Annotated in this window: 11 protein-coding genes and 2 pseudogenes; 9 read left to right on the forward strand and 4 right to left on the reverse strand. The window is 41.3% G+C overall.

Going from position 1 to position 24,499, the window contains the following annotated elements; all coding sequences use genetic code 11:
• Positions 1-180, reverse strand: a 180-nt coding sequence (locus G541_RS10210; RefSeq protein ID WP_155824530.1) for a helix-turn-helix domain-containing protein, incomplete at its 3' end; no start/stop codon positions are given.
• A 448-nt stretch (positions 181-628) separates the two neighbouring features.
• On the opposite strand from G541_RS10210, the gene G541_RS0106855 reads away from it, so the two are divergent.
• From G541_RS0106855 to alaS, 3 genes are all read left to right on the forward strand, one after another.
• Positions 629-3,958 carry a YSIRK-type signal peptide-containing protein gene (locus tag G541_RS0106855; RefSeq protein WP_027826950.1) on the forward strand — a complete coding sequence of 1,110 codons (3,330 nt, stop codon included), beginning with the start codon at positions 629-631 and terminating at the stop codon, positions 3,956-3,958.
• Between the two features lie 46 nt (positions 3,959-4,004).
• The gene (locus tag G541_RS0106860) at positions 4,005-7,460 is read left to right on the forward strand and encodes a mucin-binding protein (protein ID WP_027826951.1); all 3,456 of its coding nucleotides are present in this window, start codon (positions 4,005-4,007) and stop codon (positions 7,458-7,460) included.
• Positions 7,461-7,821: 361 nt separating this feature from the next.
• Positions 7,822-10,464 carry an alanine--tRNA ligase gene (gene alaS / locus G541_RS0106865; protein WP_027826952.1) on the forward strand — a complete coding sequence of 881 codons (2,643 nt, stop codon included), beginning with the start codon at positions 7,822-7,824 and terminating at the stop codon, positions 10,462-10,464.
• A gap of 52 nt (positions 10,465-10,516) precedes the next feature.
• Here alaS and G541_RS0106870 read toward each other — a convergent pair whose 3' ends face one another.
• Positions 10,517-13,054, reverse strand: a complete 2,538-nt coding sequence (locus tag G541_RS0106870) for a M1 family metallopeptidase (RefSeq protein WP_027826953.1) — start codon at positions 13,052-13,054, stop codon at positions 10,517-10,519.
• Between the two features lie 169 nt (positions 13,055-13,223).
• Between G541_RS0106870 and G541_RS0106875 the strand changes: the two genes are divergently transcribed.
• The 5 genes and pseudogenes from G541_RS0106875 to G541_RS0106925 all read left to right on the forward strand — a co-directional run bounded on the left by G541_RS0106875 (position 13,224) and on the right by G541_RS0106925 (position 22,166).
• Positions 13,224-13,457, forward strand: a complete 234-nt coding sequence (locus G541_RS0106875; RefSeq protein ID WP_027826954.1) for a DUF7675 family protein — start codon at positions 13,224-13,226, stop codon at positions 13,455-13,457.
• A gap of 918 nt (positions 13,458-14,375) precedes the next feature.
• A complete protein-coding gene (locus tag G541_RS0106900; RefSeq protein WP_027826956.1) occupies positions 14,376-14,657 on the forward strand; it encodes a hypothetical protein in 282 nt (93 codons plus the stop codon).
• Positions 14,650-14,907, forward strand: a complete 258-nt coding sequence (locus tag G541_RS0106905) for a hypothetical protein (RefSeq protein WP_027826957.1) — start codon at positions 14,650-14,652, stop codon at positions 14,905-14,907. The genes G541_RS0106900 and G541_RS0106905 overlap by 8 nt, the downstream gene beginning before the upstream one ends.
• A 1,935-nt stretch (positions 14,908-16,842) precedes the next feature.
• Positions 16,843-18,139, forward strand: a pseudogene (locus G541_RS09575) (ISL3 family transposase).
• Between the two features lie 211 nt (positions 18,140-18,350).
• Positions 18,351-22,166 (forward strand): mucin-binding protein, encoded by a 3,816-nt coding sequence (locus G541_RS0106925; RefSeq protein WP_027826959.1) that lies wholly within the window; start codon positions 18,351-18,353, stop codon positions 22,164-22,166.
• 385 nt (positions 22,167-22,551) lie between these two features.
• On the opposite strand, the pseudogene G541_RS10645 reads toward G541_RS0106925, so the two are convergent.
• Positions 22,552-22,665: pseudogene (locus tag G541_RS10645) on the reverse strand (hypothetical protein); the annotation flags it as partial.
• 21 nt (positions 22,666-22,686) lie between these two features.
• A complete protein-coding gene (tnpC, locus tag G541_RS09580; RefSeq protein ID WP_258409050.1) occupies positions 22,687-24,036 on the reverse strand; it encodes an IS66 family transposase in 1,350 nt (449 codons plus the stop codon).
• Positions 24,037-24,062: 26 nt separating this feature from the next.
• Here tnpC and G541_RS0106935 point away from each other — a divergent pair.
• On the forward strand, positions 24,063-24,499 hold a 437-nt coding region (locus G541_RS0106935), incomplete at its 3' end, for a helix-turn-helix domain-containing protein (protein WP_027826960.1).

Consider the following 24,499-nt stretch of genomic DNA (forward strand, 5'->3'; position numbering starts at 1 on the left):
AAGGGATACGGTGCCTCTTTTGAGCTCATATCCGATTGTACTTGGCGAGCAGTTAAGCTCTCTAGCAATGGCACGGTTTGAGCAGCCAATAGAATGCATCACTTGAATTGTAATTCGATCATCCTTTGAAAGGTGCTTTCCCTTTTGGTGTGGTTTAGTGTTAGAATATGAATGATCCATTTTAACCTCTCTAGAAATGTTTTGTGGTAATTCATATTCTACCAGAAGGTTGAAATGGATTTTTTGTGCTCTGATCCAGTAAAAACGATTTTCACTTACTAGATCGGAACAGTGTTCAATTTGATTTTACAATCAGCGTTTATTAAATAGCAGACGGGATTTTTATTAGAATTCCGTCTTTTTTATTGGAAAAATTAGCATTTTACAAGCAGAATCGCACCTTATTTTAAATAAACTACCAAGTATAGTCCTACGGAAGGTGCACATTTGGAAAAAAGAAAAGGAGGCAGTAATGACCTGAAAAATAGCTAAAAAATAAGTACAAATGGTGGGACAAACACAGGAGAAAAGGCATTCTCTGGATTGATGGGTTTAATTTATTTAAGTATAATATACTTAAAGGATTATTAATTATTAAAATGGTATTAAATAGATGGAAGGGATATAGATGTTAGGGAAGAGATCTAGAAGAAATCTCAACTTTCCCCCACTATGGGAAAAACAAAACCGTTACGGAATCCGTAAGAAAACAATCGGGACAGTCTCAGTTTTACTGGGATCATTTTTCTTAGTGAATAGTGGCAGCTTCGTTAAGGCTGATAATATCAGCGATGCCACGAGCAATCAGGTAGTTAATAAGGAGACTAGTTCACCTGATGTGACTAGTAGACAAGATACTACTGTTGTTTTAGCTAATAAAGCGAACACAGCAAATACTGATGCTACAAGTAGTAATTCACAGGCAACTGCTGGTAATGCAAATACTACTAATGAAACCACTACGACTACTAATAATCCTGGTCAAAGTGATACTACATCAGTTGATAATAAGACTGCTCAACCAACTACTACCCAAGGTAAACAGCCAACATCTACTAATACACCTGCTTCATCTACAGTTCGCGCTAAGCGGGCTGTAGCAAATCAAGCGGAAATTATCGATGAAAATGAAGCCAGTAGCAATGTGACCTTGAACCACGGGGATAGTGGGAACCGGGCTATTTCAGTTATTGTAGCAGCTAACCGGGACGATGAATTTACCGTTGAAGTTCCATATATCTTTACTGGTACAACTGACCGGAGTTTAGATGGGAAGTATGACGTTACATCATCAGTCACAAAAGTTACTGACCCTGGATTTGCAACAAATAAGAATTTCCAGGATACAACTTTTACATACCACATCAAGCAAAAGTCATCAACCACTTTCAATTTGACTTTGAATCCAACAATTAGTGATTGGGGCTTCTTTGCAGAGGGGACCAAGTTCTATGTTGTCCTCAAAAAGAATGGGGTTGAAGTTGGACGCTTAACTTATACTATCGGGGAAAAAGCACAATTTACTAATGCAACACCACTTTTTGATGACAATCAAAAGGGTCCTTTATCAGTCAATGAAAAGTACCCAATTGCCATTGCTCTTAACAATAATGGTGCTAAGGACGGGAACCAGTTCTCAGGGACAATCAATCTTGATGTTCCGGCTGGTTTTGTGGTTGACGCAAATAACTTTGGCTTGGTTGCCGGACAAAACATTGGTGATGATGATAAGACCTTCTATACTTTGGTCAACAATCCAGAATATTTGAAGATAGAACAAGCCGGTGCAGGCAGTCCAGTTACAATCACATTTAACAATCTTGATCAGTCCCTCTTGAATGGGAATGAAATTGTCTTATTTGGAAGTTATCAGAATAATTTAGCTGCTGAGAATAATAACTTCCAAGCAACTGTGACTTATCATGTGACTAACAAGAATAACGATCATAATGTAACCGATAAGGACCTAGTTTTCACTGGTGACGTTAAACATGTTGGACTAGCAGTTACTGGACAAAAAGCGCCAGACCTTGAAGCTTCATATACCGTTGATGAAAAGAATAATATCTTTGTTGATAAGGTAAATAATGGCAAGCATGACACCGACAATCCTTACTTAGATTATCAGCAAGAACGGGCTATTCAAGTCTTCAATAAAGGTAATGAAGAGCAAACCAACGTCAAGGTTCATTTTATTGTTGAAGAAGGAACAGTCTTTGTTAAGCGCAATGGTCAATACGGGATTAATATCCAAACAAACCAAAAGAACCGGATTGCCAGCGTTATGGTAACTTTGGCTAATGGCCAGAAGGTGCAACTAGGTGTTAACCAGGGCGATACTAGTACCTTTGTTACTTTCCCAGCAGGATCAGGGATTAATGAAGATGGTAGCAATATCACGGCTATTGACTTCGTGTTTGATAACATCTTTGCTGGGACCAAGGTGCTCGCAACTTATAACAGCAATGGTATTTTAAACAAAAAAGATGGCGACCACGCCGACTACCAATTGATGTTTAATTCAGACCAAGTTAGCGATACCGTTGATGTTAAGCAGGAATTAACTGTTAAGAATCCAGCTTCTAAGTCAATCCTCTTTACTGGTGGGGTCTTTGGCTTTAAAGATGGTGCTTACCAACCAACAGACACTGTTAATAATGGGAACAAAGCTGAAATTCGCTACGTTCTGCAAAATGCAACTGCACCAACTAATGATTCTAGTTCATATATAATTGTCATTCCTAAGGGCTTTGATATCGATAAAAATGATATTCATATTACGCAAGTTTCACAATGGGTTGGTGGCGCCCCTGATGACTTATTGAAGAATAAGTTAGCTACGTTAACTGACTTGGGTTATATCGGAAAGAATGGCGAACATGTCTTCCGCATTGATTTAACCTTTACCCCAAGTTATGGTCGTCCTGTTTGGGTTGGTGGTGCAACTCCACAATCGACAATGACGATTACAGCTAACAAGAAACAATTACCAGGTAGATATCAATATAAGAATCCTGGCGAAGTCAAGGGTAACGATGTAGTTGGCTATTGGGCAGACAGAAGCGAAGCCATCAAGAATAACCCTAAACTTAAGGACGAAAAGGGACAAGAACTCCTTTATAAGGTGGACGATGTAAACCATGCCAGTGACCAGGCAAAGGACTTCACTTTCAAGAATGGTGACCAGTACAAGCTTATCTCGATGATTTATGGTTTACCGGGCGCTAATAATGGGCTTAACTACATCCTAACTTCACCATCCACTTATGGTAAGGATAATCGGATTAAGGGTGACCTCAATGTTGATTACTCTAGTGAAGACCCAGAGGATACCCCGGCAACCAACAATTATGACACTGCTCATAAGAAGGATGGCTATACTGGTGACCTGGTATTAATCAATTACCTAAGCGATAAGGGTACTTCCAAGTATTCATACAATGTGATTGACTTGCCTGATTTAGATAGTGGCGACTTAATTACGATGCACTTAACTGGTAAGGGTACCGATAAGGTTGAGATTGATAACAGTGGTAACGGGACTTTGAAGTTCTCAACTAAGCACTTCACAGGTAAGGTTGTTACTGTTGATGACCTGAAGGACTTCGTTACCGCTGATCAAGTAAAGGATTGGTCCCAGATCAAGGCGGTTATGTTGCAGTCAGATGTGATGAAGCCTTATGCTTTGGCTAAAGCAGAACTAGGCTACATCATCACTGGGATGCAAGATGGTGTATCACTGGCAAATCTTAAGATTCGGGAAGTATTTTCAGGTGATCTCACATCCTCAACAGGTATTTCCGAAATGCCATATAACGACAACGAAAGTAGCTTGAAGCTCTCTGTACAAAGATACGTTGATGTTACTACCAAGTGGGTTGATGATGACAATAACAGTAACCCATTAAAACAAGATAACGTTGACTTTATAAAATCTGGCGACCCATACCTCACTTAATGCCTTAGATGCTAGTGATGTTCCAGCACATATTCTCTTCAAGAATGTGGAAGGGGAACCAACAGGGATAACAGCAGGAAAAGACGTAACTGTTGTTTACCACTATGTACATGAGAAAAAAGAAATTGAAAGTCAAGATAAGCTCCATGTTACAAGAACAATTCATGTAACTTATCCAGGTACCCGGTTACAAGGTGGACAGAGTGAAGCAACAATCCAGCAAGATGTTCCATTTACTGTTTACTGGTTAACGGACTTATATACTGGGCAACAGTTGTCAGCTAGAATTGTGGCAGATGCACCAGTTGATACTGATCATCCAGGTACAGGATCCTGGGCTGAATACACACCAGTTCATATTCCAGGCTACACTATCAAGGTTGACGACAATGCTGGGATCAAGGTTCCTGGCGTCCAGGTCGGTCCTAATGACAAGGATGTAACTGTTGAAGTGACATATGTTCCTGTGCCACAACAGATTAAGTTCAATGTCTATGACGATACTACCAAGACCCAGCTTCTAACCGATGACGAAATCAAGGAACTGGAAAAGCAAGGAATACTTGTTACTATCCCGGGTGTCAGTGACCAAGTAGTCATCAAAGGCCAGGTAAGTGATAAGTTAGCTGCCTTGAAGAGTTACTACTTAGCTAAGGGGTACAAGTTCGTTAGTGATGATCTCGACCAACTGGCTGACAGATACGATAATACAGATAACGCTACAAACAATGTAGCCATTACTGATCCTAATGATGATCAAGTGCCACAAGTTGTAACGCTCCACATTGCTCATGATATAGCGTTAGACAAGCAGGTTAAGAGTGTCACTAGAACGATTAATTATTACGATGAAAATGAACACCAATTAATCAGTGATGTTCACCACCCAGGTATTACCATTACAGAACCAGGTACTAAGACTCAGACCGTTAACTTTAATCGGTATGCAGTCTATGACAAGGTAACTCATGAACTCTTGGGTTATGCTAGTTCGGACCAAGTTAATGGCAATGCATTAATCACTACCGACGGATACATCCATGATACTGATCCTAATTCAGTGGCTGGGTATGTAGCAGATGGTAACTTTGCAGAAGTAGATAACTATGACCTTTCTAAGTACGGGTATACCGGACCAACTGATGAACAGCACCAAAAGATGGCCCAAGTTGCTTCAGCAGCTGCCGATGTCAATAAGGCACAAACAATAGTTAATGTTTACTATCAACATGCAACTACAAATACTGAAAATGACAAGACCATCACAAGAACAATTAATGTTCATAAGCCAACAGGTCAAACTGAACAAGTTCTCCAAAATGCTGATTTCCATGTTGTATCTGTAATTGACAAGGTGACGGGGGCAACTGTAAGTACTACAGTCACAACTCCAGATGGCAAGACGGATACATGGGCTCAATACTCACCAATGACAATTCCAGGATACGGGATACAGATTGAGGATACTACTGATCAAAACAATAAGTTCGCTTTGGACTCAATTAACCAAAAGACTGTTGCTATTACTGACCATAACGTAGTAATCGATGTCAATTACTTAGCCCAAGCGCAGAATGTAACTGTTAAGTATGTTGATGATGACGAAGGTGGCAAACAAGTGGGTACTACTACAACCCTCAATGGAGCTACTGATACCACAGATACTATTAGTGTCAAAGTGCCAGAAAACTATGTTTACAATAATCGAATCGATTTAGACGGTAAGCAAGTAGCTTCCAACATGGCATACACATATACATTCCAGCCAGGAACGCACGAGGTTGTCATTCACTTAGGCCACAAGATTGAAACTAGCCAAGAAACACAATCTATCAAGGCTAGTCAAACTGTAACTTACCAAGGTGCTGGTCAGCAAACACCAAAGCCTAATGTCACTAGCAAAGACCTTGACTTTACACGCACGGTTAAAACGGACATGGTCACGAATGAAAAGACCTACTCTGCATGGACCGGTAATGATTACACCTTTAATAAGATAATCTCTCCAAATGTTCGGGGTTATCAACCTGATATGGGAGTAGTTGGTGGTGCTCAAGTTACATTAAGTGAATTGAGCAGTGCTAGTCCAGAGCAGATGGCGGAATACCTGAAGAACGGGATTAACTTTGACTATGTAGTAACATATCATGCTAACCAACAGACGGTTAAGGTTGTTTACCTTGACGAAGATAACAATAATGAAATTGTGCGTTATGGCAATGATATCAATAGTAGTTTCGGCGAAAATGTAACGGTTGTTCCAAGCTTGATCGCTAATGAAGAAGGTAAATATTACCTGAAGTCAACTAATCCGATTAATCACGTGGTTAGTGATAAGGATGAGGATAATGTGATTACAATTTACCTCAAGCATAAGCATGTTCAGAATACAGAAACTTCTGCGCCAACAAGAACGATTAACGTTCACATGCCAGACGGAAAAGTTGAAACCACAGTACAACAGTTGAACTTTAGTAGATCAGTTGACACTGATTTGGTAACCAATGCTAAGACTTACAGCAATTGGACAATCACTGATGAGGGAACAAATGCCGACCAGGCTAATAGTAGTTGGAATGCCTTTACTGCACCAGAACTTACTGGTTATCAGGCCGATACAAAGGCAGTTCAAAGCAAGGTTATCGCTCATGATACACCAAATGAAATCGTAGATATTCATTACCAGGCTGAAGATCGGACGATTAATGTCAAGTATGTTGATGATGACAAGTTAGATGCAGATGGTAACCCAACTGAATTACCAGAATTAACTGGAACATTGACGGGTAAGTATGATGAATACACTACAATTACGCCAACTATTCCAGAAAACTACCAATTCAAGAAGGTCGACAACAACCCTAACTTGACCCAAGCTGATCAAGGGTATAGTTATCACTTCCTGGTTGATGGAGACACAGTTGTTATCCACTTGGGACACGAGCACATGGATGTTGAACGGAGTCAAACCGCAACGCAGACCATTCACTATGTTGACCAAGATGGAAATACAATTCATCCAGATCAAAGTCAAACCCTTACGTTCAAGCAAAAGGGTGACAAAGACCTAGTTACGGGTGAAATTGTTTGGGATCCTGCATATCAAGAAACATTGAACTTTGATAAGGTAGCTAGCCCAGCTATTTCTGGTTACCAAAATCCAAACCCAGCACTGGTTCCAGGTTCAGGATTAACTTTGAATAATGATAACTTTACTGCAGATCATAATTCAGAAGTAACAGTTGTTTATGAAAAGGTTACTGAACCAGCAACTCAAACCCCTGGCGATAATCAGCCGGCAGAACCTAATAAGGACGGTAACTTAACTCCAGATGCACCAGCTGCTACGGGCAAGAATACTAATAATACTGCTCGTGAAACTGAAAACAAAGATCGTAAGTTACCGCAGACTGGTGACAATGAGGATGATTTTGCTTATGCTGGATTCTTCTCAATGATCTTAGGTTTGCTAGGATTAGGTTTCCTCAAAAAGCGCGACTAACTAAGCGGTATTAATTAGTAATTCTAAAGAGTAGATGAGTAGTTAGTTTAAATACTATCGTTTATTAACCTCGCGGTAGAATATTCAAATTGACAGATTGCTCAATGATTTATATACTAAATGTATTCAAGATATGCTGTAAGATAATTAACTATTTTCAGAGAAGACGGTTGTTGTGAAAGTCGATAGGATTACTTACAGTGCTCCTTGAGGGATTAATAATAATTGGATACAAGCTCATCTTGATTGGTGAGAATTTAAGAGGTTAACGATCAACATCGTTGCAAGTAAGGTGGTACCGCGTGTCATGCGTCCTTATTAGCAGCGGTGTTTTTTGTTTACTGATGAAAGGGTGGCAATGATGAAAAAACTAAGTAGTGCTGAAATTCGGCAGATGTATTTAGACTTTTTCAAGAGTAAAGGGCACGATGTTTTAAAGAGTGCGCCATTAGTTCCGCACGATGACCCAACATTGTTGTGGATTAACTCTGGGGTCGCAACGATGGAGAAGTATTTTGATGGGTCAGTTGTACCCAAGAACCGGCGTTTAACTAGTTCGCAAAAGTCAATTCGGACTAATGACATTGAAAACGTGGGACGGACAGCACGGCACCATACGATGTTTGAAATGTTGGGGAACTTCTCAGTGGGGGATTATTTCAAGAAGGAAGCGATCACTTGGGCCTGGGAATTATTGACGAGCCCAGAATGGTTTGCTTTTGAACCAGAAAAGCTCTACATCACCGTTTATCCTAAGGATACGGACGCCAAAGAGTTCTGGCAAGAAGTCGGGGTAGCCTCAGACCACATCTATGAAGCAGAAGATAATTTCTGGGATATTGGTGAAGGTCCTTCCGGTCCTGACTCTGAAATTTTCTATGATCGTGGTCAAGAAATGAATAACCTTCCCGCAGATGACCCAGAAAGTTATCCTGGCGGCGAAAACGAACGTTATTTAGAAATTTGGAACATTGTGTTCTCCCAGTTCAACCACAAGCCAGATGGTACGTATGAACCATTACCACATAAAAACATTGATACGGGGATGGGGTTGGAACGGATTACATCAATCTTCCAAAACGCACCAACAAACTTCGAAACAGACTTATTCTTGCCAATCATCCGAGCAACGGAAAAGATGGACAACAATAAAAAGTACGGCGAGGATCCAGAATTAGATGTTTCCTACAAGGTAATTGCGGACCACGCACGGGCTGTAACCTTCGCCATCGGTGATGGCGCTCTTCCATCCAATGACGGACGGGGCTACGTTATTCGGCGGTTGATCCGGCGGGCAGTAATGCACGGGCAAAAGCTAGGCATTCAAGGGGCCTTTATGTACAAACTAGTTCCAGTTGTGGGTCAAATTATGCAAGCTGCTTACCCAGAAGTATTGGAACAAGCTGATTTCATTGCCAAGGTAATTCGTATGGAAGAAGATCGTTTCAATGAAACATTGAAGGACGGCTTGGACTTATTGAACAGTTTGATTGCGGAAGTTAAGCAACAAAACGGGACTGAACTACCTGGAGCCCCAGTCTTCAAACTGTATGACACTTACGGATTCCCACTGGAATTGACCAAGGAATATGCTGATGACGAAGGTCTGGGTGTTGATGAAAAAGGCTTCGCTGCTAAAATGAAAGAACAGCAAGAACGGGCACGGGCTGCCCGGTCCAATGCCAAGTCCATGGGCGTACAAAATGGTCTTTTAACAGAAATCAAGACCCCAAGTGAATATGTTGGTTACTCTGAATTAGAAACAACTGGTGTCTTGAAAGACATCATCGTTGACAATGAACTGGTAACCGAAGTTACAGCTGGGACAGCCGATATGATCTTTGATCGGACCCCATTCTACGCTGAAATGGGTGGTCAGGTTGCTGACCAAGGACTGATCCAGGATGCAGCTGGCAATGTGGTTGCAAAAGTAACGGATGTCCAACATGCACCAAATGGTCAGAACATGCACACGGTTGAAGTAGTGGCTCCGATGAAGCAAGGCGCAGAATATACGCTGGTTGTTGACCGAATGTTCCATGAAAAAGTGCGGAAGAACCACACAGCTACCCACTTGTTAGACCAAGCATTACGGGATGTCTTGGGTGAGCATACCCACCAAGCAGGGTCGTTGGTTGAACCAACATACCTGCGGTTTGACTTCACTAACTTGGGTTCAGTGAGTCAAGAACAACTTCACCAAGTCGAAAACATTGTCAACGAAAAGATTTGGGCAAGTTTGCCGGTTGAAACAGTCGTAACAGATATTGAATCTGCCAAGAAGATGGGCGCCATTGCTTTATTCTCCGAAAAGTATGGGGATACTGTCCGGGTAGTTAAAGCTGGCGATTACTCAATGGAATTCTGTGGGGGAAACCACGTTGACAATACCATTGAGATTGGCTTGTTCAAGATTGTTTCTGAATCAGGTGTTGGTGCTGGGGTAAGAAGAATTGAAGCCGTAACTTCCAAGGAAGCCTTTGAATTCTTAGAGAAGCGGAACCAAGTATTGAACCAAGTTGCTGCTGATCTTAAGACAACTAAGATTGAAGATACACCGCGGAAAGTGGAACAATTACAAGACCAAATCAAGAAGCTGGAACAAGAAAAGCAGGCTCTAGAAGATAAGTTTGCTAGCCAACAGGCCTCTGATGTGTTCAAGAATGTTCAAACGGTTAATGGCAAGAAATTGATTGCAGCCCAGGTTAACGTTTCAGGCATGGGTCAACTACGCCAATTGGCCGATCAATGGAAGACGCAAGAGCTTTCTGATGTTTTAGTTCTGGCCACTAAAGCTGATGGTGGTAAGGTAAACTTGATTGTTGCTGCTTCGCCAGCAGCGGTTAAGTCCGGAATCAAGGCCGGTGCTTTGATTAAGGATATTGCCCCACTTGTTGGTGGTGGCGGTGGCGGTCGTCCGGACCTGGCCCAAGCCGGTGGTAAGAAACCAGAAGGAATTGCTGCAGCATTGAAGGCAGCTGCCACATGGTTGGAAAATAATTAAATTTAAGCACAAAAAACCTCCAAGATTTTCTTGGAGGCTTTTTTGTAGTTTATTATTGTAAAGCTTGTGCCAAAGCAGTTTGAACAGCTGGTGCTTGGTCAGCAATCAAAGCTACCCGACCGGCAATCAGGTTGGTATCCATCTGGATTTCACGGGTCAAGATAGCTTCTTTTAACTTCGGTGTGAAGAATTCCTTGAATTCCTCAAGGCGTTCTTTGGTCTTGAAATACCGTGCAATTACTGTGACAAAAGTTGGGTATTCCATGTCACCGCCAACGGTATCTTCTAACCATTGCCAATTATTCCGAATCCAATCCCAGGCAAGTTGTTCACCATTTGGATTGCCTAAAACTTGGCTAAACCAAGCGCGAAGATCTTGGGGCTTAACCACGTCTGCGTTTTGGAATTGAGCTACGATATGGTTCAATTCTGCTTCACCTTTAACTTGGGTAACGGCAGCGTAGATGTCCTGCTTATAACTACTGTCAGCAGTTGTAACGTATTCGTTCAGTAAGTGCTTAACTAGGTTCATGTTACCAAAGTGTTGGGCTTCATTGCGTAAGATGAGCATCCGAGTGGCAGCCGGAAGTTGGCTCAGGGTCTGACTATTCGCAGTATAAATCTGGTGCGCAGCGGCAATAGCTGCATCATTTTCGGCATAAAGAGCGGCATTTAGAACAATTGGCCGTGTTAATTCATCATCAGCACTTTCCCCTGGAACAGGTTGCCAACCCAGGCGGGATACCTGATTAACACTCAAGTTATTAACGAATTCCTTCAGGTGTTTTTCAGCAGGTGAATCTGGCAGGACAAACCGCTTTAATTCAGCGATCACGGCAGATAGCGCAGTCATAACGATGTAAGAATGACTGTCAGCAAAGAGGTGTAAAGCAGGGATCAAGTCTGCAAAACTGATTACCTGTCCCTTGGCTAGTAACAACAAGTCTTGCAACAGTTGCATCTGGGCGATGTTATCAAGAGATGAAACGTTGTCCAAGATGTCTTGTAAGAGTTGTTGATCGTAGTACACGATATAGTGGGCAGTGTTATCGAGATTTAAGCGGAATGGTTCGCCATTTTCAGCACGTAAGCTTGCATAATCACCTAAAACAAGTTCACGGTCTTTCATGATTTGTGGTACAGATTCGTAGTTGCTGTTAAGTGGTACTTGCCATACCCGTCCCTGGTCTTGCCCTGCTCCGATGAAGAATTGTTTTTGGGTTAAGACGAGTTGTCCAGCAGCATTAACCTGAGCAGTAACGACAGGGTAGCCTGGTTGTTTGAGCCAGGAATTCATGATTGCGCCAACATCAATCCCAGATGCTTCACCGAGGGCTGTCCACAAGTCGTCACCAGTAGCGTTACCATACTTGTGCTGGGCAAAGTAATTCTTCAAACCAGTCCGCAGGGCTTCATCACCAATCAAGGCACGAACCATGACGAGCATTCGGGAGCCTTTGGCGTAAACGATTGCCGCGTCAAAGACTGTGTCAATTTCGGCGGGATCATTGATTGCGACATGAATTGGCTGTACGCCGTCGGTAGCATCCCGTTGAAGCGCCAGTGTTGGTTCACTGGTTTGGAATAATTCCCAGATGTTCCATTCTGGTCGAATAGCATCGACAGCGACGTATTCCATCATATTGGCGAAGCTTTCGTTTAACCAGAGTTCATCCCACCATTTCATGGTGACCAGATCCCCAAACCATTGGTGAGCAAGTTCGTGGGTGATGACCGTTGCCACTACTTGTTTAGTATCGAGCGCAGTGTTGTCGGGATCCAAGAGAAGATAGGCTTCCCGGTAAGTTACTAAGCCCCAGTTTTCCATAGCCCCGGCACTAAAATCAGGTAAGGCAAGCTGCCAGGAGTGTGGGAGTGGATATGGAGTATGATAGAACTCTTCGAAGAATTCAATGGCATTTTTGGCAATATCTAAAGCAAAGTCGAGTTCGTTTGCCTGGTGAGCCTTAGTAGCAAAAACACCAATTTGAACCCCGCTCTTAGTTTGGGTCATCTTGCTTTGGAGCTCCCCAAAGGCGAAAGCTACTAAGTAAGTTGACATGCGAACTGTGGTTTCAAAGTAGTGAACACCGTTGATGACTTCTTTTTCAGGCATATTGCTGAGAATGGTTTCACCAGCGTGTTCATCAAATTTGATGGCTAAAGAGAAAGTGGCTTTAGCTTCAGGCTCATCGACGCATGGAAAAGCTTGACGGGCCGCGGTGGTTTCAAACTGGGTCCCGATGATCTCTTTTTTGACACCATCGACGGTATAGTATGATGGATAAATCCCCATCATCTTATCAGTTAATTTAGCAGAATATGTAACTGTCAATGTTACTGTTCCGGCATGAGGGAGATCAATATACAGTGCGGTATTGGCATCATCAGTAGTGAATGGTAGTGGACTATCATTCACTGTGACTGCTTCGATCGTCATATCTTCTTGATGGATGGCAATTTGTGGTGTAAGTGCCGTTCCAGTAATAGTGGTTTTACCGGAAAAGACCTTGTGACTGCGATCGATATCAAGATAGATATCGTAATGATCAGGTTGGAATTTAGTATAAAAACGACTAACTTCTGGCATATAATTCACCCTTTACTAATTTATTAATTAGATTATACACCAATTAAGAGAGATTAACGAATGATGAGAAAAAATCAATGATTAAGGGATAAAAAAAGCCCCCTAAACTAAGAAAGTATTTGTATACTTGCGGTAGTTAAGCGGAGGAAGGGGAAGGATGAAATGACACATGCTAGGCGATTTTTATAAAGAAAAAGAAGCAGATACGGTTTGGTGGGTGGATGACTTTAACTCAGTGGGAAAACATTTATTTTCCTTTGATAAGAAGAAAATCTATAATCTCTTTGCCGACTATCCATACAATATGACTGCCGAAGAAGTGGCAATTTTTAGCAAAGAAAACCCATACTGGCGGGAATTTTTCCAGGATCGATTTACAGATAAAAATGGTGGTGACAAATAATGAAGGATGAAAGAAATGAAGAGAAAATAGCGTGGTATCAGCGAAGTACAAGAATTGCGCTTATTTTAGGAGTTATTTTGATGTTAATTAACAAACTGCTAGAAGCATGGGAGAAGAAATAGGAAAGTAAAGATGGAAGAAAATATTCTTAAAGAAATTAAGTTTAAACACGGAAAAATATCTATTTTACGCAGTAGCAAAAAGGATAAGGTCCAGGGAATTATCGGTTGGATATTATTTATAATGGTAATGATTCTTATTCAGAAGGCGAGAAAGTGACAATTTTTGCTCAACCTACCTGGAAAAGGAGTGAGGGGATGGAGCATATAAAGAATAAGTGGTTAAGTTTGAATTGTTGGTAAAGGATGAACTAGAAATTGTTATTGACGGCAAAATATGCTATTTAGGTCCAGCCTTTAATAATAAGAGTTACAGAGATAAAGAAGGCTGGGTTCTTTATCCATATGGCTTAAGTTATGAGATGTACATTCCGTATACGGATCCGAAAAAGATTTTATCTTTTAAAATTGGCAGTAAAACAATAGGGGAACATTTTATGTGTGAAAAGCATGATATGTGACGGGAAGATTGTAAAACGATCTATAAAATTCATAAATTGAATTGATTTGATAGAAAAAGCCCGCAGATGCGGGCCTAAAATTATTTCAATTTATCAGCAACATTATAATTTTTGACGCCAATAACATTGAATTCAGGGTCTTCAAATGTTACGCGGACAGGTTTGTCATTGTTAAGAGTGAATACCATTACAGCTTTAGCGGTTTTCCCAGGCAAAAGCATATTATGTAATCCATCATCGTATTTTTGGAGCGGATTATTACCATTGCTATATAAAGAAACAGTACCTGGATCCAGTTGTACATCAGAAGTTGGAGTAGTACCAAAGAGGTTAAAGTCATGATCAGGCCACTTATTTTTAGAGAAAAAGATTTTAATTGGATCAAAGTCAAATATCCTGATTTTTTTGAATTGCTAAAGAAAAAGGTGATTTATAAAAATGATGAAATATATATTAATTTAGAAGATCAATCTGAGTACGATATTATTTTCGAAGCAGTAGGCGATGTCTTGATGTGTGAAGTTTCTCAAACAGGTGATTTAACAAAGGATGGTTTTCGCTTTGAAGAAGCATGGGATTATGCAGATGCTGTACCGAACAAGGAGATTAGTAATGAGTGAGACAGGCTATATCTATTTTACAGTAGAAGAAATGGAATTTATAAAGAGTACTTATCCTAAGTTATTTCGATATCTTAAACAATTCATTTCTGATGAAAATGATGCAGAGATCGAGTTAGAACTTACAGAAGAACAACTTCAGGACATTCATGTGAAAATGTTTGATATTGTTTCGGAAGATGCAGGTGCGCATAAAGATGGCAATCCAAGCATGAATGCAATCAAATTGGAGAGAATATGGTGTGGTTAATATTGATATGACAAAAAGATTAGTAGTGTAAATGATGGCATTTTGGCATTCATAAAAGGCATTGAATACATCTGGAAAACTGGGGAGAGATGTGTTGGAGGTTGACGTCACATTAGCTGATATTAACTGCTAGGGAGACATCTCTTTTGATAAAGGTTAGTTGCTTGCTGTTTATAGTCAAGGGTGTACTAGGACAAATTCAGCTTGGCAGAAATAGCTAGTGCGATAGGTGTCTTATTGGGTGTAGGTTTAGAAGCAGACAGGCTTTGGTAAGACTGGTCACTTAGTGAGTAATCGCTTTAAACAAGTGTTTTGTTAATTTGAGGGAGGATAAACTCCTTGAAAGTGATTTAAATAAATGGAAAAAGCCAATGGAGGTGAGATGGATGAAGCTGTATAAATGGAAAAAAGGCGATGGTAAGCAAGCAGTGCTTATTGTTTTTACTATGTTGCTTTTTTAGTACTAGGTATGTATTTAGCGGCTGAAGGATTACCTTCACCAAGCGCTCTGATTATTACTTTCTTTTTGATAAGTGGCTTAATATCAATTATTGGTGGGGTATTTGGATGGATATTCAAATTTTAAGCAACGATGAGTCTGTGAGGACTCTTTTTTTATGTCAACTTTCAAGAATGAAAAGATAGTCTGAACACTATGGAAACATAGTGAAGTACAGGATAAAGAACCCGTACGGTAACATATTGGATACAGGTCTGCGAAAGGTTATTAATTCGTTAGTATCTGCGGTAAAAAATATTGATAATAAAAACTCAGTCCTTGGCAAACTAGGGATTAGGAAGAATGAAATTGTAGATGCTAATGGGAACCTGAAGTCTTTAACAGATATCACGGGTGTGCTGAATAAGTACACACAAGATATGAACAGAGCAGAGAAAAACGCTGTTTTAAATGCGTTGGACTATTTTTGTTACCTCTTTTTTGGAAAGATATTGTAGAGTAATAAAAAGCCGCCCCTAAAAGGGACGGGTACTTGAAGCCTCATATGGACAAGTGGGGAATTATTTATTTAAATTTTGTTGCAGAATTGTCGCAAAATTTATAAAAATACTGTTTTCAGCGTTAAACAAAAAATAAAAATGCTGGTATGACGGGCTTTCTAGCACCCACCAATACCAGCAAAAACGTTAAAAAGGAGAGTACAGGATTGTAAAACCTTATAATATCAATAGTTTAGGCGGGTTTGGTCGTGAGTTGGTCGTGAAATCACAACGCCCGTAACTTACTAACTATTAGATCATCATTCTTAGCCTTGTATTCATCTATTAAGTACGAATGATGTTATAGTACAACATGAAGAGGGAAGCCTAAGATAACGGCATTTGTAGAGGGGTAAATTTGGTAGAAAAGGCAGTTTATTGCAAGTTGTCTACCAAAAGTCTACCAAAAACATCAGTAGATAATACGACGAAAGGTACTACGTAATTTAAGATTGCGTAGTACCTTTTTTGTTATTACATTGGCACGCCATTGTTTTAAAATTACATATTTTAGCTATAAGTAATAATATAATTATCTTTACAGGTTCTGTATATTATCCCTACTTAATTGTGAAGATAGGTATGTTCTTTATTTCCCAACAATGCGTCCAGAAAAGGAAACTAAGGATAGCAAAAAGGGTAAGAAGAATAAGAAAAAGTAGTCTAAAAGCCTGATGTGACGGCTTTTCGACGACACTGTGAATTTATACAAATTTAGTTACTAGCTTGTAAAAAGTTAGTAATCTTGGTGTGTGTACACCAAAAATACACCATTTTTTAAATAAACTGAATTAGTAAAAAAGCTGGCAAAAAAAGAAGACTTCGATTCTACATTAGGGAATCGGAGCCTTTTATTTTACAAACCGCGACTAAAAAAGAGGCATGCCCTCTGATACAATGAAATCGCCAAATCACATAGTAAAGAAGGTAACCTCCATGGATAATGATACAAGAACTCTTCTCAATTTAACAGACCCTCACTTAAATTTTCCTCATCATTGGCTTAAATATAAAGTAATTAAAAATGTTCGCGTGGCGCAAATATCCTGTACCCTTTCTTATACGCCGCGAGCTTGTCCAAACTGCGGAGTTATTAATCGCGGTCAAATCTTAAAATATGGGTTTTATCGAGCTAAACACAAATATGGTCAATTTAGGGCTCAGCCATTGGTGTTACTCGTTAAGACCCAACGATTTCAATGTCCTGACTGTTATACAACATTTAATGCGACTAGTTATCTCTTTGAAAAGCAACGGACAATTAGTCGCGATTTAAGGCGTGAAGTTATTCTTCAATTAACTCGAATTCAAACAATTAAAGATATTGCCCATGATTTATTTATCAGTGAGGCTTCAGTTCAGCGGGTCCTTTTGGACCTCGCCGATCAATATAAACTGAATTTAAACTATCTACCGGAAACGCTATGTATTGATGAATTTAAGTCAATGCGGAGTGCTAAAGGTAAGATGAGTTTCATCGCCGTTGATGGTGATCAAAGTTGCTTATTTGAGCTTCTTGAAGATCGTCGATTATGTAGTTTATTTAAGCATTATCAACAGTTTACTCGTCAAGCTCGTTGCCGGGTGAAATATCTGGTGATGGATATGAACGCTGCTTATGATCAACTAGTTAAAACCGTTTTTCCTTGTGCGCAAATCATCTATGATCGCTTTCATATTGCCAAATACCTTAATGATACGATGAATCATGTGCGAATTCATGTCTTCAATCGTTTGCGAAAAGGTGATTCTGCGGAGCAGAAACAAGCTCGGCGCCTTAAACGTTATTGGCGGCTATTTCTTCAAGATCGGGAAAATTTAAGTACAAAAGTTTATTACGAAGGACGTTATTTTAATCGCGTTGTTAATTCCATTATGATCTTAGACTTAATGTTAGCATATGACCAAGAGTTAAGAGCCACCTATAATTTTATTCAATCCTTGAAGCGTGCTTACAATCAACGTGATTTTACAACTTTCTTTCAATTACTTAAACTTCGGCCAGACAGTGTCAGCCATTATACAATCCACCGTTGTCAAGTTTTAGCGCGCTATTAAAGAGGGAATTAAGCGTGGCTTTGAGACGAAGTTCTCAAATGGTCGAACCGAAGGGATTAATAATCGAATTAAAACTATCAAACGATTTGCCTGTGGTTATCGTTACTTTACGGCATTTAAAACGCGGATTTATTTAATTGGCGAAAATTCATATCTGCGTATCAACACTACTTGACGTAGAGCCATTTCCCACATACAATAAGTAGTGTTGAAAAGTAATCTGCTTATCGAATTAAAAGTGAATTTAGGCGGCAGAAAAAGTTTGCCGATTTGAAAATAGATTATAAAGCGATTAACAAAAAGTTCACCAGATTAGCAGTTGCCAAGAAAACCTTGATATTAGCTTTATTCGATATTGAGATTTTAGATTTAGGAGGTCTACATATATGTATTCCAAAAATAATAAATATATGCAGGAACAAAAGAGTGCCAATCGCGCTCAACGGTTCTCACTGCGTAAATTAAGCATCGGAACGGTATCCGTGCTTTTGGGGACATTGATGTTCTTCAGCAATGGTCAGGTATCTGCCGACACGACGACTGGTACAGATACAAGTGCTGATGCGGCTAGCGTAAACAGTGCTGCTAACGATACCAGTGCCAGCACTGTTACGCTGAGCAGTGCCAACTCTGCAGCTGCTAGCGATGCCAACAGCAGTGCGGCGACCAGTTCAGCAGCAGCCAGTGCGCAAACGGCAACGGCTGCCTCAGCTTCAGCAGACAGCCAATCCGCAGCCGCAACGTCAACTGCAGACAGCTCACAGGCTGCATCTACTGCTTCCAGTGCTTCAGCGGCAACTACTGCTGCTAGTGACGACGCATTATCAAGCAAGGGTGAAATTGTAGCGACTGACAAAATCAGCAACAGTGATGTAACTCCTGGGATGAGTGATCCAAATGGGGCAAGTGTCGTTGCAGATGAAAGCAAGATCCCAAGTGGCTACAAGGCTGATCCAACTGATGGTCGCTACACGTTTGGGATTGTCAGCTTAGGACCGACTGCGGCAACGGATGGCACTACTACTTATAATGGTGAAAATAATACCAACTACTACTTCCGTTTCTCAACTGGCAAGGCCGCTACGAATGGGCAATATGATGATACGGTTTATGCCCAATTGGTTGATGGTGATACCGGTCAAGTAATTTGGCAAGGAACACTGACGGTAAATGGAGCTGCCGTTCAAGTTGATAAATTAAAAAACGTGATTAGTGATGGTTCTACTCACTATTACCAATTGACTTATACCGCTACTACAAATAATGGTGTTACTACTAAGCAAATTAATGTTAATTCTGATGTAGGTACCCAGCTTTCTAAAGTTATCTATGATGCTGGCAACAGGACCAATACTTCGGCCGGAACCGTTGTCCACGTAATGTACCCAGACGAAAGCACGATTCGGACGGAATATATTGCTAAGGATGCGGCTGGCAACGAAACCGTTCTGGCTAACTATGAACAGACTGGGCGGCAAGGTTATACCTATACTGCCTCTGGTGCGCGGATCTTTAAGGGCTTTGATCTAATCAGCTCACCTTCCAACACCACTGGGACTCTTTCGGCTTCATACAAAGTCGGTGATATTATTGTTTCAACGCAGAAGCAATTGTCAGATCAATTACAGATTGCACGAATCAATGTGATTACCGAAACTAATGGGACTGCTAGGATTCTGCTTAAGGTAGCTGCAGTAGGTGCAAGCATTGACGACATTGATAATGAAAATATCTGGAAGACGATTTTAACTACTGATCCGGTGGCACCTGGCGAGTTTGCTGACAATGGTAATTATGATGCTGGTACTCATAAGAATGGTGCTTTCTTGCTCTACACTTTGCCGCAAAACGGAAAGCTGCCAATTGGGGTTAAATATTTGACGGATGCTGGCTTTACTGAAGATCAGCTGACCGGATATGAAAAATACCTTACTATCTATGGTTTGAACAATCGTCTGGCAGTTGGTCAAGAACCGGTAAAGTATTACTATGCTCCGCAAGGTCAGGTTCGCATCAACTACGTAACCAGCGATGGTACGGTAATCCAAACGCCAACAACGGCTTACGAAAACTCTGGCAACAACACCTCATATGATGTTACAGGCTCAACCTACCGCCCAGAAACGATTACCGTCAATGGTAAAACTTACCGTTACGTTAAGAGCGACAAGTCAATGGGAACCGCTGGTACGACGACCGTTAACGGCTTTACGTACAACACGACGCCATCTGATGCTACGGGGACGATCAGCTCCAACAACGTTAATGATGTTTACTATGTTTACGAACAGGTAACTTACCACACGGAAGCCGAAACCAAGGACGTTACGCGGACGATCGAATACTACGACAGTGTAACGGGTGAACCAATTCCATCTAATCTGGAAAGCACGGTTACGCAAACGGCAACCCTGACGCGTAACAAGATCTATGATGATCAGAATAACTTTATTGGTTATGGTACTGTTTCAGCTGACGGTTCCAGCTACACGATTGATGACAGTTGGAAAGTTGATGCTCAGACCTGGACGCAGCAGGATTCTGCCGACCTTTCCGACTACGGCTACACGGCTCCTGACCGCGCTTCAGTGGCCGCAGTTACGGTTGACGGCAATACCACTAACGTGACGGAAAAGGTTTACTATGGTCACCAGACGATGCCTGTTACGCCAACTGATCCTAAGACTCCTGGCGAACCAATCAATCCTAAGGGTGACGTTACCTACCCAGATGGTGTTGCTAAGGATGACTTGACTGCTACGGTAAAGCGGACGATTAACTACGTTGATGAAAACGGCAATAAGGTTAATGGTGCTCCGGACGGTACGAGCTCATACGTTCAAACTGCTGAATTTACCCGGACTGCTATCGTTGACAAGGTAACCGGCAAGATCCTGGGCTACGACACCAACAATGATGGCAAGGTTGACACCGAAAGTGCAGATCGTGCCTGGACGCCAATTGAAAAGACCTTGGATGCCGTTAAATCAGCAGATCCAAGCTCAGTAGGCTATGATAACGTCGATATTGCTAATGTTTCATCACTGGTCGTTACGCCAGATCAAGGCGACACAACGGTTACGGTAACCTACAGCAACAACCAAGTATCGGGTACGATCAAGTACATCGATGACACTACTGGTGTAGAACTTGATAGTGATAATTTGCCAAGCGGTAAGATTGGTTCCAAGATCAATTACACGACGGCAGATAAGATCAAAGCTTATGAAGACCAAGGCTACGAATTGGTTTCCAATGACTTTGCCGATGGTACGCAAACTTATGCTAAGACTGGCAACGACTTTGTGGTTCACTTGAAGCACAAGACGCAAACGATCACGCCTAACGATCCAACGCCGGTAACGCCTGGCGAACCAATCAATCCTAACGATCCAAACAGTCCAGTTTACCCAACCGAGACTAATCGCGACAACCTGGTCAAGGATGCCACCCAAACGATCCATTACGTTGGGGCCGGCGACAAGACGCCAGGTGACAACGTTGTCACGCAAAAAGACGCCTTCACGCGGACGGTGACGATTGACAAGGTAACTGGTGAAGTTATCTCCATGAGTGATTGGGAAGGTACCAAGACGTTCGGTACGGAAGATACGCCAGTCATTGATGGCTACCATGCCGACAAGAAGGTTGCTGGTGGACTGACGGCAACGCCCGACAATCCAAATGTTGAAGAAACGGTAACTTACGCACCAAACGGTAAGCTGGTGCCAGTTGATCCAAATGGTAATCCAATTCCAGGTGCCGACACGCCAACCTACCCAACGGACCCTAACGATCCAACGAAGGTCGTACCAAACGAACCAATTCCAGAAGTACCAGGCTACACGCCGGTTGATCCAAGCACGGTTACACCAGCTGATCCTGGTAAGGACACGCCAGTACCATACACTAAGAAGGAAATGCCAACGACGCCTGATACTTCATCGACGCCGACTACGCCTACAACTCCTTCAACACCAACGACGCCTTCTGAACCAGCACAGCCACAGACTCCTGCGTCACCAGCTGGTCAAGGCCAAGCAACGCCAACGTCAGCTAAGACGGAAGCTGCTAAGGCTGCAACGCTGCCACAAACCGGTAACGACAAGAACGAAGCCACGGCTGCAATGGGCTTAGGCTTTGCCGGTATCGCATCAATGCTGGCATTGTTCGGTACGCGCAAGAAGCGTCGCGAAGACTAATCTAAAAGTTTCAAAAGCAGAATCCTGCTGATCAGAGACTGAAATTAAAAAGAGGCTGGGAAACAGACTAAGCTAGATAGTGGAAACTGAGATTGATGAATCTTGGTTTTCACTATTTTTAATTTAAAATAGTAATGAAGTTGACATGTCGTATTAGGTTAATGACACTTGATGTCGTATGGGAAACTGGCAACTTCATTAATTCTGCTTAGAGTCTGTTCTAAGTCTGTTGGCTATGAAAGCCGTGTATTGAAAATTAGATGTGTAGAATTATTGATTGGACTTCATGGAGATGATAGAAATGAGGTAAGCAGTCCATATTGACACGTTATTGACAGACAAAAAATCCCCGTAGAACCGTCCTTGATGGCTTCACGGGGATTTTCTATTCGCGACATTCTTCTTGTACGTTTTTTGACCACGGCAAAAAAGCTGCCAGATCTTGACAATTGCTCTCTGGTAGGTGATCAAATAAGTATTCTAAGTACCGCTGGACGTTAAGCTGGTTTAGCTGTCTCTACTAAGCTATAGTAGACGGCGTTCGCCTTGGCACCTTCTTCGGTTTTTGCGAATAGACAATTCTTTGAATTAGTGTTGATGGCCGAATACTTTGCTCAACTGAATTGTTGCTTAACGGTAATTGTCCATTTTCAAATACACGATACACTCGTGATTTTAACTGGATGGCGTTCTGAATTGCCTTACGCAACTGTCCAATCGGCTGGCTAATCTGGCTAATGTAATTGTAAAATTTATCCATTAGCAGTTTGACATGGATTTGCCGCTGCACTAACTTCTCATTGGCCGTTTGATAACTCAACTGGTTTTCCGAATGGAAAACCGGAGCTAATAAGGCGATTGCTTGCTCAGCTTTTGAATCATTACGTCTGTTTGGCCTTAATGATTGCACAATTCGAACAAATTCTTGTCGAATATGCACTAAGCACGAACCAAATTTTGCTTGTGGATAGAGTTGATTACTATACCCTTTATACCCATCGCACATGATAATACCCGGATAATTATTACCGACTATTTGTCCAATGATTCTACCAGAACGCGTATTGGCATGATGAAAGACTACAACCGGATGTTGGGCAAACTCTTTCGTTGTCCGCGTTACCCAGAAATAGTCTTGGGATTTAGGACTATCAACGACTTTAAAAGGTGTTTCATCTATATGAATGACTGGTTCTTGTCTAACTGTATTGCTTAAATACTGATACAACGGCTCTAAGTACGTTTGACTAACTTTAATAATATTCGAGGCCATTTGCTTGGCGCTAACAGGTAATCCCAACCCTTGTACAAAGCTTTCTTGCCGATGGAAAGGCAACGCCAGATTAAATTTTAAATAGGCGATAAATGCCATAATACTGCTTGAAAAGTAACTATGTGGTAATAAAGCCATTGGTGCCTTACTAGTTACCAATTTATCATTTCCATCTTGACTACAGTATTTACACTTATAGCTTTCCTCATATAAGTTGGCACAATACAATTCAGGCTCTTTTAGTCTAGCTTCCCGTCGTGCCAACCTCTTTCCAATGTGAGCCATTTCGTGCTGACAATCTGGACAGGTGGTCGTTTTTAAAGAAACAACTTCCTCGACTTGAGGAAGTTGGTCTAAAAACTCTTGACGAGTTAGCTGTTTCTTCGCTGGTCGATGACGTACGATCTTAGTCGTTGTTGTTTTAACTACTTCAGTAATCTCTTGATCCAAGTTCAGATCATAAACTGGATCAAACAGTGATAATTGTCCATCAGCTACCTGCTCTAAAACTTCAGTTTTTTTTCGGCAGATTGTAAAATTTAAGTTGAACATTAAGTGGACAGAAAAAACCATAAAGGTCTTTAATGGTGTTACCACAACATTCCATTGAAAGAAGGACCTTTATGGGCACCACTATATTATCATTTTCAGACCGCGTTGTCATCGAAACACTTCATAACGAAAAACGTTCCTTGCAGTATATCGCTAACTACTTAGGCTTTAGTACGACCACTATCTTCAATGAGCTTCACCGGCTAAATAGTGAGTACCAGGCTGAGCTAGCGCAAACTGACTTTGAACAAAAGGTTAGTCAACGGGGGCGGAAGTCTTCGCTCACTAAAAACCTTAAACACTTGGTCGAGGAAAAGATTCAAGTCCAGAAGTGGTCCCCTGAACAAGTTGCCCATGCTTATTCACCACATGAACGCGGTAGTAATGAGAACCGTAACCGAGTTTTGCGACGATTTATTCCCAAGGGACAAGCTATTGAAGAGCTGAGCGATCGCCAGCTGGTTCAAATCAATTGGTATCTGAATTCCCGGCCACTTAAATGTCTTAA

It is taken from the genome of Ligilactobacillus saerimneri DSM 16049, assembly GCF_000423265.1.
Classification (GTDB): Bacteria; Bacillota; Bacilli; order Lactobacillales; family Lactobacillaceae; genus Ligilactobacillus; species Ligilactobacillus saerimneri.